The following is a 17,243-nucleotide window of genomic DNA, read 5'->3' on the forward strand; positions in this document are numbered from 1 at the left end:
GGGGGAGGACAACGGGGGAGTACGGAAGCGGGACTGGAGGGCCGGGGGGTCCGTCCAGTCCCGCTTTCCTTGTGCCCGGAGGGGCCGCCTGACCGGTCAGGCGGCCGTGCGCAGGCTCTCGCACCGGCCGGCCGCCGCTGCCGCCAGGCGCCCCATCGCCTCGTCGCGGTCGCAGGCGTACGCGCCCAGCGCCGTCTGACGGGCGACGATCGTGCGCTCCAGCCGCATCAGGCGCCAGCCGCGGCGCAGCAGGAACGGCACCGACTTGCGGCCCTCCTTGAGGTCCCGCAGGAAGCGGCGGCGGAACGTCTTCACCGGCCCCCGGCTCAGGCACAGCGCGTCGGCCAGGACGCCGAGTTCGCGGCAGCGCGTGACGATCTCCGCGGCGAAGATGCCCTCCGCGATGAACAGCGGGGTCCGTCCGATGTCGACCGTCTCACCACCCGTACGGGCGCTGAGCGAGATGTCGTAGACGGGGACTTCCGTACGGCCCGTGCGGCACAGACCGGCGATCGCGGCGACGGCGGCGTCCGCGTCCCACGAGTCCGGGTGGTCCCAGTCGATGTCGGAGCTCTCCGCCACCAGGGGCAGTGTCGGGTCGTCACCCTCCTTGTAGAAGTCGTCGAGCCGCAGCACCGGAAGGCCGGAGCGGGCCGCGAGGAGGGACTTGCCGGAGCCGGAAGGGCCGCAGAGCAGCACGACTCGCGTCGGTATGGGCGATGGGGAACTCACGGGACACCAGTGTGAGGCATCCGGTGGGGGCCGTACGACCCCGCGGGTCGGCTTTGATGCGCGCATCACACCTCAACCACCCTCAGTTCGCACACGATTACCCAGCGCATCGGTGGGTGGCGCCCAAGGCCCGTCAGGACTGCCCCGAGCAGCCGCTCGCGCAGGCCCGGTCGATGGCGAGCGTCCCGGTGGCCGGGAGGCGGCCGGGACGCTGTCGCAGCGGTGGCCCCGCACACGCCACGGAGAAGCCCCGGCCCTCCCGGACGGAGGCGGGCCGGGGCTTCGGCTGTGCGGCGGCCGGGACGGCTAGTACGAGGAGCCCGACGCGCCCAGTGATCCCGTGGGGTGCCAGACCGTCTTGGTCTCCAGGAACGCCGTCAGACGGTCGATCCCGGGCGTCTCCGCGTAATCCACAGGCTGTGGACGCAGCACGCGCTTGAGGTTGTCGGCGGCGGCGATCTCCAGCTCCTTCGCCAGCACCTCGTCGGCGCCCGCGAGGTCGATCGCGTTGACGTCCTGGTGGGACGCCAGCGGGGTCGCGATCTCCGCCGTGCGGCCCGACAGGACGTTGACCACGCCGCCCGGGACGTCCGAGGTGGCCAGTACCTCGGCCAGGGACAGGGCGGGAAGCGGTGCCCTCTCGCTCGCCACCACGACCGCCGTGTTGCCCGTCGCGATCACCGGGGCCAGCACCGACACCAGGCCCAGGAACGACGACTCCTGCGGCGCCAGCACCGCGACCACGCCGGTCGGTTCGGGGGAGGACAGGTTGAAGAACGGGCCCGCGACCGGGTTGCCGCCGCCGACCACCTGGGCGATCTTGTCGGTCCAGCCCGCGTACCAGACCCAGCGGTCGATGGTGGCGTCCACGACCGCGGCCGCCTTGGACTTCGACAGGCCCTCCGCGTCGGCCACCTCACGGGTGAACTGGTCGCGGCGGCCCTCCAGCATCTCGGCGACGCGGTAGAGGACCTGGCCCCGGTTGTAGGCCGTCGCCCCGGACCAGCCGCCGAACGCCTTGCGCGCCGCGACGACCGCGTCCCGGGCGTCCTTGCGGGAGGACAGCGGTGCGTTCGCCAGCCACTTGCCCTTCGAGTCCGTCACCTCGTACACCCGGCCGCTCTCGGAACGCGGGAACTTCCCGCCGACGTACAGCTTGTAGGTCTTCAGGACGCTGAGCCGATCAACTGCATTCATTTAACGCTCGCCCTCCGGGCTCGACGGGGCGAGGTACGCCTCCAGGCCGTGGCGGCCGCCCTCGCGGCCGAAGCCCGACTCCTTGTAGCCGCCGAACGGCGACGTCGGGTCGAACTTGTTGAACGTGTTGGACCAGACGACACCCGCGCGGAGCTTGTTCGCGACCGCCAGGATGCGCGAGCCCTTCTCCGTCCAGATGCCGGCGGACAGGCCGTACGGCGTGTTGTTGGCCTTGGCGACCGCCTCGTCCGGCGTGCGGAACGTCAGCACCGACAGCACCGGCCCGAAGATCTCGTCGCGGGCGATCCGGTGCGCCTGGGTGACGTTCGTGAACAGCGTCGGGGCGAACCAGTAGCCGCTCTCCGGCAGCTCGCACGCCGGTGACCAGCGCTCGGCGCCCTCCGCCTCGCCCTGCTCGACGAGCGAGGTGATGCGGGTGAGCTGCTCCTCGGAGTTGATCGCGCCGATGTCCGTGTTCTTGTCCAGCGGGTCGCCGAGGCGCAGCGTGGACAGGCGGCGCTTCAGCGACTCCAGGAGCTCCTCCTGGATCGATTCCTGCACCAGCAGGCGGGAGCCCGCGCAGCAGACCTGGCCCTGGTTGAAGAAGATGCCGTTGACGATGCCCTCGACGGCCTGGTCGATGGGGGCGTCGTCGAAGACGATGTTCGCGCCCTTGCCGCCCAGTTCGAGCGTGACCTTCTTCTTGGTCCCGGCGACCGTGCGGGCGATCTCCTTGCCGACGGCCGTGGAGCCGGTGAAGGCCACCTTGTTCACGTCCGGGTGGGCGACCAGCGCCGCGCCGGCGTCGCCGTAGCCCGGGAGGATGTTGACGACGCCCTTGGGCAGGCCCGCCTGACGGCAGATGTCCGCGAAGAACAGGGCGGACAGGGGGGTCGTCTCGGCCGGCTTCAGGACGACCGTGTTGCCCGTCGCGAGCGCCGGGGCGATCTTCCATGCCAGCATCAGCAGCGGGAAGTTCCAGGGGATGACCTGGCCGGCGACGCCCAGGGGCCTCGGGTTCGCGCCGAAGCCGGCGTGGCCGAGCTTGTCGGCCCAGCCCGCGTAGTAGAAGAAGTGCGCGGCGACCAGGGGGAGGTCCGCGTCGCGGGTCTCCTTGATCGGCTTGCCGTTGTCGAGGGTTTCGAGGACGGCGAGCTCGCGCGAACGCTCCTGGATGATCCGCGCGATGCGGAACAGGTACTTCGCGCGCTCCGAGCCGGGCAGCGCCGACCACTTCTCGAACGCCTTGCGCGCGGCCTTCACCGCGCGGTCGACGTCCTCCGAACCGGCCTGGGCGATCTCGGAGAGAACCTCCTCGGTCGACGGGGAGACGGTCTTGAAGACCCTGCCGTCCGCCGCTTCGACGAACTCGCCGTCGATGAACAGGCCGTAGGAGGGAGCGATGTCGGCGATCGCGCGCGACTCGGGAGCCGGGGCGTATTCGAATACGGAAGCCATGGTGATCAGTCCACCGTCACGTAGTCGGGACCGGAGTAGCGGCCGGTGGCCAGCTTCTGCCGCTGCATCAGCAGGTCGTTCAGCAGCGAGGAGGCGCCGAAGCGGAACCAGTGGTTGTCCAGCCAGTCCTCGCCCGCGGTCTCGTTGACCAGCACGAGGAACTTGACGGCGTCCTTGGAGGTGCGGATGCCGCCGGCCGGCTTCACGCCGACCTGGATGCCGGTCTGCGCCCGGAAGTCGCGCACCGCCTCCAGCATGAGCAGCGTGTTCGCCGGGGTCGCGTTGACCGCGACCTTTCCGGTGGAGGTCTTGATGAAGTCCGCGCCCGCCAGCATGCCGAGCCAGCTCGCGCGGCGGATGTTGTCGTACGTCGAGAGCTCGCCGGTCTCGAAGATGACCTTCAGGCGCGCCGAGGTGCCGCAGGCCTCCTTCACGGCGGTGATCTCGTCGTACACCTTCAAGTATCGACCCGCGAGGAACGCCCCGCGGTCGATGACCATGTCGATCTCGTCCGCGCCGGCGGCGACGGCGTCACGCACGTCGGCCAGCTTGACGTCGAGCGCCGCGCGTCCGGCCGGGAACGCCGTGGCCACCGAGGCGACCTTCACGCCGGAGCCGGCGACGGCCTCCTTGGCCACGGCCACCATGTCGGGGTAGACGCAGACCGCCGCCGTGGCGGGCGTCGTACGGTCGGTCGGGTCCGGCTTGACCGCCTTCGCGCCGAGCGCCCGGACCTTGCCCGGGGTGTCCGCGCCTTCCAGCGTCGTCAGATCGACCATCGAGATGGCGAGGTCGATGGCGTACGCCTTCGCGGTCGTCTTGATCGAACGGGTGCCGAGGGAGGCCGCACGGCCCTCGAGTCCGACCGCGTCGACGCCGGGGAGCCCGTGGAGGAAGCGGCGCAGCGAGCTGTCGGACGCGGCGACGTCCTTGAGGGGGTGAGCTGCGGTGAGTGCAGAACTGGGCATGGTCACCAGACGAGCATATCTACGCGCGTAGCGGCTGTACAGCCCCCGGTCCTTCCGAAGCGGATCCGCGGATACTCCTCGGGCGGATGAAGGGCCGGCGGAAGGGTCCGGCAGAATCTAGACATGACCAGCCCCGAACCCCAGTCACCGGCACCGCAGCCCTCGGATCCCGAGTCCAAGGACCGGGTGTACCGGTCGGTCCCGGCCATCGCCGGTGGTGTGCTGCTGCTCGCCATCGCCGGGTGGCTCGGCATCGACGCGGTCCTCTCCGGGGAGGGACGCACGCCGTGGCTCGCGCTCGCCGTGCTGCTCCTCGTCGTGCCGCTGGTCGTCGCCTTCACCCTGCGGCCCGCCGTGTACGCGGGCGACGACCGGCTGCGGATCCGCAACCCCTTCCGGCTCGTCGTCGTGCCCTGGGGGCAGGTCGCCTCGCTGCGCTCCTCCTACTCCAACGAGGTCCTCACCGAGGCCGGTGCGAAGTACCAGCTGTGGGCCGTGCCCGTGTCGCTGCGGGCCCGCAAGAAGGCCGCGCGGCGCGAGACGCGGGCGACGGCGCAGGCCCGTCGGGCGATGGGCCGGGACGAGGGCCGCGGCAGTGCGCTCGGGATGCGGGCCGGTCTCGGCGGCCTCGGCGGGGACTCCGTCTCCGAGGGGCCCGTGCGGGCCGAGACCGACCGGATCATGGACGAGCTGCGCGGGCTGCACGAGGCGCGGCACCGGGCGGAGCCGGCGCAGGGCGAGGTCACCGTGCGGTGGGCCTACGAGGTGCTGGCACCTGCGGTGGCGGGGGCCGTCCTGGTGCTGATTCTGGTGGCGGTGGGCTGAGGGGGCAGCGGCCCGCCGGGTGTGCCGGCGGGGCCGCCCGCGCGAGTGCTGCCCCGGCCCCGGCCGGGTGTGCCGGCGGCTCCGCTCGGTGTGATGACCGCCTCCGCCCGGAAGGGGTCCCGGTTCGTCGGCGGGGCCGGGTGGTGGGGGGTGCTCCTTCGCCTCAGATGCCCGCAGCCGTCGACAGGTCGCGCTTGATCGACTCCAGCAGTGCCGTCGCCTTCGCCCGGGCCGCCGGGAGATCGTCGTGCGACCCGACCGGGATCACCACCTCCAGGTAGCACTTCAGCTTCGGCTCCGTACCGCTCGGGCGGACGATCACGCGGGCGCCGTCGAGGGTGTACCGCAGACCGTCCGTGGGCGGGAGTTCGGCCGTGCCCTTGGTGAGGTCGTCGGTACGGGTGATCGGCAGGCCGGCCAGCTCCGTCGGGGGCTGTTCGCGCAGGCGGCGCATCGCGGCGGCGATGAGGGACAGGTCCTCGACGCGCACCGAGAGCTGGTCCGTCGCGTGCAGGCCGTGCTCCACCGCCAGGTCGTCCAGCAGGTCGAGGAGCGTGCGGCCCTCCTCCTTGAGTCCGGAGGCCAGTTCCGTGATCAGCAGCGCGGCCGTGATGCCGTCCTTGTCGCGCACGCCGTCGGGGTCCACGCAGTAGCCGAGAGCCTCCTCGTAGCCGAAGCGCAGACCCTCGGCGCGGGCGATCCACTTGAAGCCCGTGAGGGTCTCGACATGGGGGAGGCCCGCCTTCCCGGCGATCCGGCCGAGGAGGGACGAGGAGACGATCGACTCCGCGAAGGTGCCCGTCGCCCCACGGCGGACCAGGTGCGCGGCGAGCAGCGCGCCGACCTCGTCACCGCGCAGCATGCGCCAGTCGCCGCCGTCCCGTACGGCGACGGCGCAGCGGTCCGCGTCCGGGTCGTTGGCGATGATCAGGTCCGGGGCGGTTTCGCCGGCGCGTGCGGTCGCGAAGGCCAGGTCCATCGCACCGGGTTCCTCCGGGTTGGGGAACGCGACGGTCGGGAACTCCGGGTCGGGTTCCGCCTGCTCCGCGACGAGGACCGGCTCCGGGAAGCCGGCGCGGGCGAAGGCGGCCAGGAGGACGTCCTTGCCGACGCCGTGCATCGCCGTGTACACGGTGCGGGCAGTGCGGGGGGAACCCTCGGCCAGGACGGCGTCCGTGCGGGCGAGGTAGGCGTCCAGGACGCTGTCGTCGAGGACGTCCCAGCCTTCGGTGGGGCGCCGGACGGTGGTGAGGGACGGGACGGCTGCGATCTCCGCCGCGATGTCGATGTCCGCCGGGGGGACGATCTGCGAGCCGTCGCCGAGGTACACCTTGTAGCCGTTGTCGCGGGGCGGGTTGTGGCTGGCGGTGACCTCCACGCCCGCGACCGCGCCGAGGTGCCTTATCGCGAAGGCGAGCACGGGGGTCGGGAGGGGGCGGGGGAGGACGGCCGCGCGCAGGCCCGCGCCGATCATGACGGCGGCGGTGTCCTGGGCGAAGTCGAGGGACTTGTGGCGGGCGTCGTAGCCGATGACGACGAGGCCGTCGCCGTGGCCCTGCTTCCTGAGGTACGCGGCGAGGCCGGCGGCGGCGCGGATGACGACCGAGCGGTTCATGCGCATGGGGCCGGCGCCGAGTTCGCCGCGGAGGCCGGCGGTGCCGAACTGGAGGGTGCCGCTGAACCGGGCGGCGAGTTCGGCGTGGTCCTTGGTGTCGATCAGGCGGGCGAGCTCGGTGCGGGTCTCCGGGTCGGGGTCCTCGGTGAGCCACGCCTGGGCCTGTGCGATGAGTTCGTCGTGCACGGTCGGGGTCAGCCTCTCGCTTGTCTCTGATCGGTGCGGGTGCCTCCGGCGGTGGGGCGGGGGCTTGCCTTCACGCCGGTGGGGGTGCGCGTGTGCTTCGCCTTCGCGGTGGAGGTGGGCCGGGGCTGCGCCGGGGGGTGTCCGTCCTCGGAACGGCGCGACGGGGTCGGGTACCGACCGACTTCCCGTTGACGCGCCAACCGCTGCGGGCGGACACCCCCGGCACGTCCCCTTCTCGCCGTACGCGGGTGCGGGAGCGTCCCCGTGGCCGTGCGGGCGGCCGGGGCTGCAACCCCAGGGGGGCTGCGCGACGCAGCCGCCGGAACGCCTCCCGGGCCTCTCTCAGAGGCGGCCGAGTACCTGCGCGAGGAGGGAACCCATGCGCGTCGCGGAGTCGCGGCCCGCCTGAAGGACTTCCTCGTGGTTCAGGGGCTCGCCCGTCATGCCCGCCGCCAGGTTGGTGACGAGGGAGATGCCGAGGACCTCCGCACCCGCCTCGCGCGCGGCGATCGCCTCGAGGACCGTCGACATGCCCACCAGGTCCGCACCGATGACCCGGGCCATGCGGATCTCGGCCGGGGTCTCGTAGTGCGGGCCGGGGAACTGGGCGTAGACGCCCTCCTCCAGCGTGGCGTCGACCTCCTTGCACAGGGCCCGCAGGCGCGGGGAGTACAGGTCGGTGAGGTCGACGAAGTTCGCGCCGATGATGGGGGAGGTGGCGGTGAGGTTGATGTGGTCGCTGATGAGGACAGGCTGGCCGGGGCGCATGCCCTCGCGCAGGCCGCCGCAGCCGTTGGTGAGGACGACCGTCTTGCAGCCGGCCGAGACCGCGGTGCGGACGCCGTGGGCGACCGCGGCCACCCCGCGGCCCTCGTAGTAGTGCGTACGGCCCAGGAAGACCAGGGCGCGCTTGTTGCCGATCCGGTATGAGCGGATCTTGCCGCCGTGGCCCTCCACCGCCGGGGGCGGGAAACCGGGGAGCTCGGTGACCTGGAACTCGGCCTCGGGGGCGCCCAGGGCGTCCACGGCCGGGGCCCAGCCGGAGCCCATCACGAGGGCGACGTCGTGGGTCTCGGCGCCCGTCAGTTCGCGCAGGCGGGCCGCGGCGGCGTCGGCGGCCGCGTGGGGGTCGCCCTGGATGTCGTCCGGAAGAAGAGATGCGTTCACGCCGACGAGGGTAGCCGGTGAAAGCCTACGCGCGTAGATGGCGGAGCTCACGGGGTGGCGATCGTTGTCTTGTCGTTTCCGACGAGAGGCCTCGGGCGGACCGACGTCAGCAGGGGCGCTTGCGGAGCTCCATCACGTAGTCGTGGGGAGCGCCGGCCGACTCCGCCGCGTCGGCGATCTCGCCCAGGTAGCGGGCGGAGGGCAGGCCGCCCTCGTAGGCGTTCAGGGCGAAGGCCCAGGCGGTGTCCTCACCGTCGAGGGTGTGCACCCGTACGCGCGTACGGCGGTAGATGTCGAGGCCCACGCCCTCCCAGCGGTCGAGCGACTCCTCGTCCATGGGGGCGATGTCGTAGAGGGAGACGAAGACCTGCGAGAGCGGGTCCTCCACGATCGTCGGCAGGGCGCCCTCCCAGCCCATGTGCTCCCCGCCGAAGGTCAGTCGCCATCCGTTCAGCCAGCCGGTGGCGCGCAGCGGCGAGTGCGGGGCGCGGCGGGACATCAGCCGCGCGTCGAGGTTGCCGGCGTACGCGGCGTAGAGCGACATGGGGGAAGGGTACGGCAGGTGGTCCGGCGTCACTCGTGTAACGACAGGCGCACGGGCGGGCCCCCGGGCGGTGCCACGTTGTTGCGTGCGGGACAATGGAGTACGTGACTCGGATCGTGATCATCGGTGGCGGACCCGGCGGATACGAAGCGGCGCTGGTGGCCGCTCAACTCGGCGCGGAGGTGACCGTCGTCGACTCCGACGGTCTGGGCGGGGCGTCGGTGCTCACCGACTGCGTACCGTCGAAGACCCTGATCGCCACGGCCGAGGTGATGACCACCTTCGACTCCTCGTACGAGGCGCTGGGGATCATCGTCGCCGACGACACCCCGCACATCGACACGCCCGCGCGCGTCGTCGGTGTCGACCTCGGCAAGGTCAACCGGCGTGTGAAGCGGCTCGCGCTCGCCCAGTCGCACGACATCGCGGCCTCCGTGACGCGTGCCGGGGCGCGTGTCATGCGCGGGCGCGGGCGGCTGGAGGGCATGCAGGCGCTCGACGGGTCGCGCAAGGTGGTGGTGCGCGCCGCCGACGGCAGCGAGGAGACCCTGACGGCGGACGCCGTGCTCATCGCGACCGGTGGACATCCGCGCGAGCTGCCCGACGCCCAGCCGGACGGCGAGCGGATCCTGAACTGGACCCAGGTGTACGACCTCGACGAGCTCCCCGAGGAACTGATCGTGGTCGGATCCGGCGTGACCGGTGCCGAGTTCGCCGGTGCCTACCAGGCGCTGGGGTCCCGCGTGACGCTCGTGTCGTCGCGGGACCGCGTGCTGCCCGGTGAGGACCCGGACGCGGCGGCCGTGCTGGAGGACGTCTTCCGGCGGCGCGGCATGAACGTCATGGGGCGCTCCCGCGCGCAGTCCGCCAAGCGGGTGGGGGACCGGGTCGAGGTGACGCTCGCCGACGGGCGTGTCATCACCGGCTCGCACTGCCTCATGGCCGTCGGCGCCGTGCCCAACAGCGCGGGGATGGGGCTGGAGGAGGCCGGCGTCAGGCTGCGCGAGTCCGGCCACATCTGGACCGACAAGGTGTCCCGTACGACCGCTCCCGGCGTGTACGCGGCCGGTGACGTGACCGGTGTGTTCGCCCTCGCGTCCGTGGCCGCCATGCAGGGTCGTATCGCCATGTACCACTTCCTGGGCGACGCGGTGGCCCCGCTGAACCTGAAGACGGTCTCCTCGAACGTCTTCACCGACCCGGAGATCGCGACCGTCGGCTACACCCAGGCCGACGTCGACGCCGGGAAGATCGACGCACGGGTCGTGAAGCTGCCGCTGCTGCGCAACCCGCGCGCGAAGATGCAGGGCATCCGCGACGGCTTCGTCAAGATCTTCTGCCGTCCGGGCACGGGGATCGTGGTCGGCGGTGTCGTCGTGTCGCCGCGCGCCTCGGAACTGATCCACCCCATCTCGATCGCGGTCGACAACAATCTGACCGTCGAGCAGATCGCGAACGCCTTCACGGTCTACCCCTCCCTGTCGGGCTCGATCGCCGAGGTGGCACGGCAGTTGCACAACCGCAAGGAGACGGCCGAGGGCTGAGGCCGAATTCGACTCCTCCCTGGTCACGGGGAGTGTTCGACCATTCGTACGGCATAGGCGGCGGGACTAGGCCCTATACCACTTCCCGCTGCCTGCTGCGAACATCTTCTGCTATTCAGCGCAAACTGCTGAAAGCAGACGGTCGCTGGCGTTACTGTCAGTTTCGTGTTCGCTGCAGAACGTCGCCAATTGATCCTCGAAATGGTGCGAGCGAACGGGGCCGTGTCGCTCCGTGAGCTCGCCCGCGTCGTCCAGACCTCCGAAGTGACCGTACGGCGGGACGTGCGCGCGCTGGAGGCAGAAGGACTCCTCGACCGCCGGCACGGCGGTGCGGTACTGCCGGGCGGTTTCACGCGGGAGTCCGGCTTTCCGCAGAAGTCTCATCTCGCGACCGCCGAGAAGACCGCCATCGCCGACCTCGCCGCGAACTTCGTGGAAGAGGGCGAGGCGATCGTGGTCGGGGCGGGTACGACCACCCAGGAGCTGGCCCGCCGGCTCGCCCGGGTGCCGGGTCTCACCGTCGTCACCAACTCACTCCTCGTCGCCCAGGCGCTGGCCCATGCCAACCGGGTCGAGGTCGTGATGACCGGCGGTACGCTCCGCGGTTCGAACTACGCGCTGGTCGGGAGCGGCGCGGAGCAGTCCCTGCACGGGCTGCGGGTGTCGCGCGCGTTCCTGTCCGGGGCCGGGCTGACCGCCGAACGCGGGCTGTCCACGTCCAACATGCTGTCGGCGTCCGTCGACCGGGCGTTGGTGCAGGCCGCGGCGGAGGTGGTGGTGCTCGCCGACCACACCAAGCTCGGCACCGACACCATGTTCCAGACCGTGCCGACGGATCTCATCACGCGCCTCGTCACGGACGAGCCACCCGCCCATGACGACCGTGCGGCCACGGAACTCCAGGCACTCGCCGACCAGGGCGTGCAGATCGCCGTGGCCGGGGGGCAGGGGGGTGCCGCCGGGCCGGGAGCGGGAGGCCCGGGGGGTGATTCCGTCCCGGCGCGTCAGCAGCGGCGGGACGTGCCGGTGCCCGGGCCTCGACGGCAGGTGCCGGGGGCCGGGGGGCAGTTGAGGTCCGCCTCCGCCTCGATGCTGGGTGAGCAGGGGCCGGGGGCGGAGCGGGCTCGGGTGGCTGATCTACGGCGGCGTTGACGCCGACGGCACCTCCGGCGGGGAGTTTCGTCGCTGTCCGCGTGTCGCGCACCCGGCGCTGGTGCTGAGGCCGGGTGGGTCCGCAGCCCGGCGTAGCGGGGTTCCGCTGCGCCCACCCGTGCCGCCCCTAGCGGCACGCCTGCCCGCAACTGGGCGGCGCGTGCCCGCAGCTGGGCGGCGAGCCACGACGCTCCCGCACCCGCCGTCGTACGTAAGGGGTCGTGTCGGGGGGTGTCCACCCGCAGCGGTTGGCGCGTCAACGGGGAGTCAGTCGGCGTCCGACCTCATCGCGCCGTTCCGAGGACGGACACCCCCCGGCGCGGCCCCGACCCAGGACGGCACGCAGGCGCTGGTCCACCCGCTCAGGGCCGCGCCGGATGGGCGCTCGTTCACCCACCCGGCGCGGCCCTGACCCCACGGGGACAGGCACCGCGCCAGGGGGAACAGGCGCCGCGCCAGGGGGACGTCAGTCCTTGATCTCGCAGATGGCCGCGCCCGACGTCACCGACGCGCCGATCTCCGCGCTCAGGCCCTTGATCGTGCCCGAGCGGTGCGCGTTCAGCGGCTGTTCCATCTTCATGGCCTCAAGGACGACGACCAGGTCGCCCTCCTTGACCTCCTGGCCCTCCTCGACGGCGACCTTGACGATGGTGCCCTGCATCGGGGACGCGAGGGTGTCACCGGACGCCACCGGACCCGACTTCTTCGCCGCGCGGCGCTTCGGCTTGGCGCCCGCCGCGAGACCCGTACGGGCCAGGGACATGCCCAGCGACGACGGCAGGGAGACCTCGAGGCGCTTGCCGCCGACCTCGACGACGACCGTCTCGCGGCCCGGCTCCTCGTCCGCGTCCGCGCCGTCCGCCGGCGCCGCGAACGGCTTGATCTCGTTGACGAACTCCGTCTCGATCCACCGCGTGTGCACCGTGAACGGGTCGGACGAGTCCGTGAGCTCCGGCGCGAACGCCGGGTCCCTCACCACGGCACGATGGAACGGGATCGCCGTCGCCATGCCCTCGACCTGGAACTCCTCCAGTGCACGGGCGGCACGCTGCAGCGCCTCCTTGCGGGTGCGGCCGGTGACGATCAGCTTGGCCAGCAGGGAGTCCCACGCCGGGCCGATGACCGAGCCGGACTCCACGCCCGCGTCCAGACGGACACCCGGGCCGGACGGCGGCGCGAACGCCGTGACCGTCCCGGGGGCCGGGAGGAAGTTGCGGCCCGGGTCCTCGCCGTTGATACGGAACTCGAACGAGTGACCGCGCAGCTCCGGGTCGCCGTATCCGAGCTCCTCGCCGTCGGCGATGCGGAACATCTCCCGCACGAGGTCGATGCCGGCGACCTCCTCGGTGACCGGGTGCTCCACCTGGAGACGGGTGTTGACCTCGAGGAAGGAGATCGTGCCGTCGAGGCCCACGAGGAACTCGACCGTGCCGGCGCCGACGTAGCCGGCCTCCTTGAGGATCGCCTTGGAGGCGGAGTACAGCTCCTCCATCTGCGCGTCGGAGAGGAACGGCGCGGGGGCCTCCTCCACGAGCTTCTGGTGGCGGCGCTGCAGCGAGCAGTCACGGGTGGAGACGACGACCACGTTGCCGTGCTGGTCGGCCAGGCACTGGGTCTCCACGTGCCGCGGCTTGTCCAGGTAGCGCTCGACGAAGCACTCGCCCCGGCCGAAGGCTGCGACGGCCTCACGGACCGCCGAGTCGTACAGCTCCGGCACCTCTTCGAGGGTGCGGGCGACCTTCAGACCACGACCGCCACCGCCGAAGGCGGCCTTGATGGCGATCGGCAGGCCGTGCTCCTCGGCGAACGCGACGACCTCGTCGGCACCGGACACCGGGTCGGGCGTGCCGGCCACCAGCGGGGCACCCGCGCGCTGCGCGATGTGCCGGGCGGCGACCTTGTCGCCGAGGTCGCGGATCGCCTGCGGGGGCGGGCCGATCCAGATCAGGCCCGCGTCCAGGACCGCCTGCGCGAACTCGGCGTTCTCGGAGAGGAAGCCGTAGCCGGGGTGGATGGCGTCCGCACCTGACTCCCGGGCGGCGCCCAGCACCTTCTCGATGTCGAGGTAGCTGGTGCCCGGCGTGTCACCGCCCAGGGCGAACGCCTCATCCGCGGCGCGGACATGCAGAGCGTCCCGGTCCGGGTCGGCGTAGACGGCCACGCTCGCGATACCGGCATCCCGGCAGGCCCGGGCCACGCGGACAGCGATTTCGCCACGGTTGGCGATGAGCACCTTGCGCACGATTGAGGCTCCCTCCTTGAAACAAGCCGAGTTTAGGGACAGCCGACACGACACTTCGACCCGTCCACAGTGGTGAGCTTGCCCACACGGAGCGTGATGCGTGGCTCGCTCGACCCGCGAAATCCCTTGTCGCACCGCGGTACGCAGTACTCCTTCGGAGAACCCTAGCCCTCCCCTGTGGTCAAGGTCTCTGTCATCACGTGCTGCGGGCCACTCTGTTTCTTTGTCGAGTCCCTACGAATGGCCCAATGATTCTTTGCCGGCTGCCGGACCCTTGTCCCCCGGTTTACCGGTTAGTAGCGTTCACGGTGTCTTCGGAGGGAAGAGGGTGGGCCCGGTGATACGCAGGCCGGTGGCGTGGGTCGTGGCGGTGCTGCTGTTCGCGGAGGCGTTCGGCGTCGCGGCGCTCAACTGGTTCCTGGGCATCGTCGTCGACCGGCAGGACATGTCGCTGGCCGGCCTGGACCCGCACATGATGTCGGTGTCGTCGAAGATCGGCGGGATCGCCTTCGGCCTCTACTTCGCCCTGTGCGGCCTGGTCGCCCTGCTGGTGGCGCTGCGGGACCGGCCCCCGGCCGGCTTCGGGCGCGTGCTGCTGATCAGCGCCGCGGTCGTGCACGGCGTGCTGGGCGCGCTCACCTGGGGGCTCGTCGGCTGGCCGGCGTTCCTGTTCATGGTGCTGGTGCTCGCCCTGATCGTGCTGCTGCTGATGACGTACGACCGTCCGGCGGAGCCCGCCGTCGCCGCGCCCGGGGGTGGGGAGAGCGGCGACGGGTCCCCGGTCAGCGCTCCGCCGGCGCCCACAACTCCGTGATGCCGACGCCCAGCTCGGCCAGCAGCCGCCGCAGGAGCGGGAGGCTGAGGCCGATGACGTTGCCGTGGTCGCCGTCGATGCCGTCGATGAACGGGGCCGAACGGCCGTCCAGGGTGAACGCCCCGGCGACATAGAGGGGTTCGCCGGAGGCCACGTAGGCGGCGATCTCCTCGTCGGTGGGGTTCCCGAAGTGGACGACCGTGGACGCGGTGGCGGAGACGTACCGGCCGGTGAGCGTGTCGTAGACGCAGTGGCCGGTCTGGAGGGTGCCGGCGCGGCCGCGCATCGACTTCCAGCGGGCGGTGGCCTCCTCGGCGTCCGCCGGCTTGCCGAGGGCCTGGCCGTCCAGGTCGAGCACCGAGTCGCAGCCGATCACGAGCGCGCCCTTGGCGTCCGGCCGGGCCGCCACGACGGAGGCCTTCGCCTCGGCCAGGGCCAGCGCCAGCTCGGCGGGGGTGGGGGCGGTGACGGCGTCCTCGTCGACGCCGCTCACGATCACCTCGGGGGTGAGACCGGCCTGACGGAGCAGTCCGAGCCGGGCGGGGGACTGGGAGGCGAGGACGAGTCGGCGGCGCGGCTGATCTGTCATGCGTTCAGCGTATCGGCGTCACCCGGCGCGTCTCACCTCACGCCGATCACGAGCATCACCAGCACCATGGCCAGGGCCAGGAGAACGCTCAGCCGCCGCAGCATGTCCTGCATGTCACGCAGTTCTTCGGGCGGTTCGTTCTCGGGGTCGGACCACAGCATGTCACCAGCGTGCGGCCTGGCAGAGCGGGGCGCCTGAGTAGCGGTACTCAAATCGGCGCCCCGCGTCGTTGCACTGTGCGGGCCTCCCCGCGCCCTCGGGACGGGAGTTCTAGCCCGGCCAGTAGGTGCGGCCCCAGGCCGACGGCCCCGGCTGGGGCAGGCGGTGGGCCGCGATGCGGGACGGGTCGGACCAGGAATCGCGGGAGGTCGGCGCGCCGGGCGGGACGGCTGCCGCCGCCGCGGCGCGGGCCCTGACCACCGCCAGGGCGGCGGCGAGCTCCTCCGGGGTCGGGTTGCCCCGTACGACCTTGATCGTCATGTGGGCCTCCTGGGCTCGCTGCGGGCTAGAGGGGGATGTTGCCGTGCTTCTTCGGAGGCAGGGATTCCCGCTTCGTACGCAGTTGACGCAGACCCCGTACGACCTGCCGGCGGGTCTCGGACGGCAGGATCACGGCGTCGATGTAACCGCGTTCGGCCGCGACGTAGGGGTTGAGGAGGGCGTCCTCGTACTCCTGGATCAGCCGGGCCCGGACCGCCTCCAGATCCTCGCCGTTCGCCTCGGCCTCCGCGAGCGTGCGGCGGTGCAGGATGTTGACCGCGCCCTGGGCGCCCATCACGGCGATCTGGGCGGTGGGCCAGGCGAGGTTGAGGTCGGCCCCCAGGTGCTTGGAGCCCATGACGTCGTAGGCGCCGCCGAAGGCCTTGCGGGTGATGATCGTGATCAGCGGGACGGTCGCCTCGGCGTAGGCGTAGATCAGCTTGGCGCCGCGGCGGATGATGCCGTCGTGCTCCTGGCCGACGCCGGGCAGGAAGCCGGGGACGTCGACGAACGTGATCACCGGGACGTTGAAGGCGTCGCAGGTGCGCACGAAGCGGGCGGCCTTCTCGCTGGCCTTGATGTCCAGGCACCCGGCGAGCTGCGTCGGCTGGTTGGCGATGATGCCGACCGGGTGGCCCTCGACCCTGCCGAAGCCGGTGACGATGTTCGGCGCGTACAGCGGCTGCGTCTCGAAGAACTCGGCGTCGTCCAGGACGTGCTCGATCACCGCGTGCATGTCGTACGGCTGGTTCGCGCTGTCCGGGACGATCACGTCCAGCTCGCGGTCCTCGTCGCTGACCTCCAGGTCGGCCTCCTCGGGGAAGACCGGTGCCTCGGAGAGGTTGTTGGACGGCAGATAGGACAGCAGCTGCTTGATGTACTCGATGGCGTCCTTCTCGTCGCCCGCCATGTGGTGGGCCACGCCGGAGGTCGCGTTGTGGGTCCGGGCGCCGCCCAGCTCCTCGAAGCCGACGTCCTCGCCGGTGACGGTCTTGATGACGTCGGGGCCGGTGATGAACATGTGCGAGGTCTGGTCGACCATGACCGTGAAGTCGGTGATGGCCGGGGAGTACACCGCACCGCCCGCGCACGGCCCGACGACCAGGCTGATCTGCGGGATGACGCCGGAGGCGTGGGTGTTGCGGCGGAAGATCTCGCCGTAGGCGCCGAGCGAGGCGACGCCCTCCTGGATGCGGGCGCCGCCGGAGTCGTTGATGCCGATGACCGGGCAGCCGGTCTTCAGCGCGAAGTCCATGACCTTGACGATCTTCTGGCCGTAGACCTCGCCGAGGGCACCGCCGAAGACGGTGAAGTCCTGCGAGAAAACGGCGACCGGGCGGCCGTCGACGGTGCCGTACCCGGTGACGACCCCGTCACCGTACGGGCGGTTCTTGTCGAGGCCGAAGTTCGTGGAGCGGTGCCGGGCGAACTCGTCGAGCTCGACGAAGGAACCCTCGTCGAGCAGGAGCTCGATCCGCTCACGGGCCGTCAGCTTGCCCTTGGCGTGCTGCTTTTCGACGGCACGAGCGGAGCCGGCGTGTGTCGCTTCCTCGATCCGTCGCTTCAGATCCGCGAGCTTGCCCGCGGTCGTGTGAATGTCGGGCTGCTGCTCTTCCGGCTCGGACATCGGGATGCGGCTCCCTGCCTGCTCAAAAGGGGGGACGGTTACTCATCCGTAGACTAGTGGGGTGCCTCCACATCGGCAGTGCGGCGTTTACCACACCTAGGGT

15 protein-coding genes and 1 pseudogene are annotated in these 17,243 nt (G+C 71.5%); 4 read left to right on the plus strand and 12 right to left on the minus strand.

The window, feature by feature from the left end:
* Positions 1-96 precede the first annotated feature (96 nt).
* The 4 genes from ACIQU3_RS02320 to deoC all read right to left on the minus strand — a co-directional run bounded on the left by ACIQU3_RS02320 (position 97) and on the right by deoC (position 4,355).
* Entirely contained in the window at positions 97-732 is a 636-nt protein-coding gene (locus tag ACIQU3_RS02320) for a uridine kinase (protein ID WP_403724848.1), read from the minus strand.
* A 306-nt stretch (positions 733-1,038) separates the two neighbouring features.
* Positions 1,039-1,929 (minus strand): aldehyde dehydrogenase family protein, encoded by an 891-nt coding sequence (locus tag ACIQU3_RS02325; RefSeq protein ID WP_403923053.1) that lies wholly within the window; start codon positions 1,927-1,929, stop codon positions 1,039-1,041.
* The gene (locus tag ACIQU3_RS02330; protein WP_403923055.1) at positions 1,930-3,387 is read right to left on the minus strand and encodes an aldehyde dehydrogenase family protein; all 1,458 of its coding nucleotides are present in this window, start codon (positions 3,385-3,387) and stop codon (positions 1,930-1,932) included.
* A 5-nt stretch (positions 3,388-3,392) separates the two neighbouring features.
* Entirely contained in the window at positions 3,393-4,355 is a 963-nt protein-coding gene (deoC, locus tag ACIQU3_RS02335; RefSeq protein WP_403923057.1) for a deoxyribose-phosphate aldolase, read from the minus strand.
* A 123-nt stretch (positions 4,356-4,478) separates the two neighbouring features.
* On the opposite strand from deoC, the gene ACIQU3_RS02340 reads away from it, so the two are divergent.
* Positions 4,479-5,180 carry a PH domain-containing protein gene (locus tag ACIQU3_RS02340; RefSeq protein WP_403923059.1) on the plus strand — a complete coding sequence of 234 codons (702 nt, stop codon included), beginning with the start codon at positions 4,479-4,481 and terminating at the stop codon, positions 5,178-5,180.
* A gap of 163 nt (positions 5,181-5,343) precedes the next feature.
* Here ACIQU3_RS02340 and ACIQU3_RS02345 read toward each other — a convergent pair whose 3' ends face one another.
* The 3 genes from ACIQU3_RS02345 to ACIQU3_RS02355 form a co-directional block, all read right to left on the minus strand.
* Positions 5,344-6,981: a phospho-sugar mutase gene (locus ACIQU3_RS02345; protein ID WP_403724861.1), complete on the minus strand. Its 1,638-nt coding sequence runs from the start codon at positions 6,979-6,981 to the stop codon at positions 5,344-5,346.
* A 342-nt stretch (positions 6,982-7,323) separates the two neighbouring features.
* Positions 7,324-8,148 carry a purine-nucleoside phosphorylase gene (locus ACIQU3_RS02350; RefSeq protein ID WP_031110318.1) on the minus strand — a complete coding sequence of 275 codons (825 nt, stop codon included), beginning with the start codon at positions 8,146-8,148 and terminating at the stop codon, positions 7,324-7,326.
* Positions 8,149-8,254: 106 nt separating this feature from the next.
* A complete protein-coding gene (locus ACIQU3_RS02355; RefSeq protein WP_033311347.1) occupies positions 8,255-8,692 on the minus strand; it encodes a gamma-glutamylcyclotransferase in 438 nt (145 codons plus the stop codon).
* A gap of 86 nt (positions 8,693-8,778) precedes the next feature.
* Between ACIQU3_RS02355 and ACIQU3_RS02360 the strand changes: the two are divergent.
* Together ACIQU3_RS02360 and ACIQU3_RS02365 are read left to right on the plus strand one after the other, a co-directional pair.
* Positions 8,779-10,236, plus strand: a pseudogene (locus ACIQU3_RS02360) (NAD(P)H-quinone dehydrogenase); the annotation flags it as partial.
* Positions 10,237-10,401: 165 nt separating this feature from the next.
* A complete protein-coding gene (locus ACIQU3_RS02365; RefSeq protein WP_403724868.1) occupies positions 10,402-11,388 on the plus strand; it encodes a DeoR/GlpR family DNA-binding transcription regulator in 987 nt (328 codons plus the stop codon).
* Between the two features lie 466 nt (positions 11,389-11,854).
* Here the strand turns inward: ACIQU3_RS02365 and ACIQU3_RS02370 are convergent, their stop codons facing one another.
* Positions 11,855-13,630, minus strand: coding sequence for an acetyl/propionyl/methylcrotonyl-CoA carboxylase subunit alpha (locus ACIQU3_RS02370; protein WP_403724870.1), 1,776 nt, complete (start codon positions 13,628-13,630; stop codon positions 11,855-11,857).
* Between the two features lie 337 nt (positions 13,631-13,967).
* Between ACIQU3_RS02370 and ACIQU3_RS02375 the strand changes: the two genes are divergently transcribed.
* Complete coding sequence (locus tag ACIQU3_RS02375; protein ID WP_403923062.1) at positions 13,968-14,444, plus strand: hypothetical protein; 477 nt, start codon at positions 13,968-13,970, stop codon at positions 14,442-14,444.
* Here ACIQU3_RS02375 and ACIQU3_RS02380 read toward each other — a convergent pair.
* From ACIQU3_RS02380 to ACIQU3_RS02395, 4 genes are all read right to left on the minus strand, one after another.
* Entirely contained in the window at positions 14,413-15,033 is a 621-nt protein-coding gene (locus ACIQU3_RS02380; protein WP_403724878.1) for a nucleoside triphosphate pyrophosphatase, read from the minus strand. The genes ACIQU3_RS02375 and ACIQU3_RS02380 overlap by 32 nt on opposite strands.
* Before the next feature lie 32 nt (positions 15,034-15,065).
* Positions 15,066-15,194 (minus strand): morphogenic membrane protein MmpB, encoded by a 129-nt coding sequence (gene mmpB / locus ACIQU3_RS02385; protein ID WP_366714134.1) that lies wholly within the window; start codon positions 15,192-15,194, stop codon positions 15,066-15,068.
* A gap of 109 nt (positions 15,195-15,303) precedes the next feature.
* The gene (locus ACIQU3_RS02390) at positions 15,304-15,513 is read right to left on the minus strand and encodes an acyl-CoA carboxylase epsilon subunit (RefSeq protein ID WP_366714133.1); all 210 of its coding nucleotides are present in this window, start codon (positions 15,511-15,513) and stop codon (positions 15,304-15,306) included.
* A gap of 25 nt (positions 15,514-15,538) precedes the next feature.
* Positions 15,539-17,140 carry an acyl-CoA carboxylase subunit beta gene (locus ACIQU3_RS02395; protein ID WP_403923064.1) on the minus strand — a complete coding sequence of 534 codons (1,602 nt, stop codon included), beginning with the start codon at positions 17,138-17,140 and terminating at the stop codon, positions 15,539-15,541.
* Positions 17,141-17,243 lie beyond the last annotated feature (103 nt).

The organism is Streptomyces sp. NPDC101110, from assembly GCF_044759525.1.
In the GTDB taxonomy this organism is placed as follows: Bacteria; Actinomycetota; Actinomycetes; order Streptomycetales; family Streptomycetaceae; genus Streptomyces.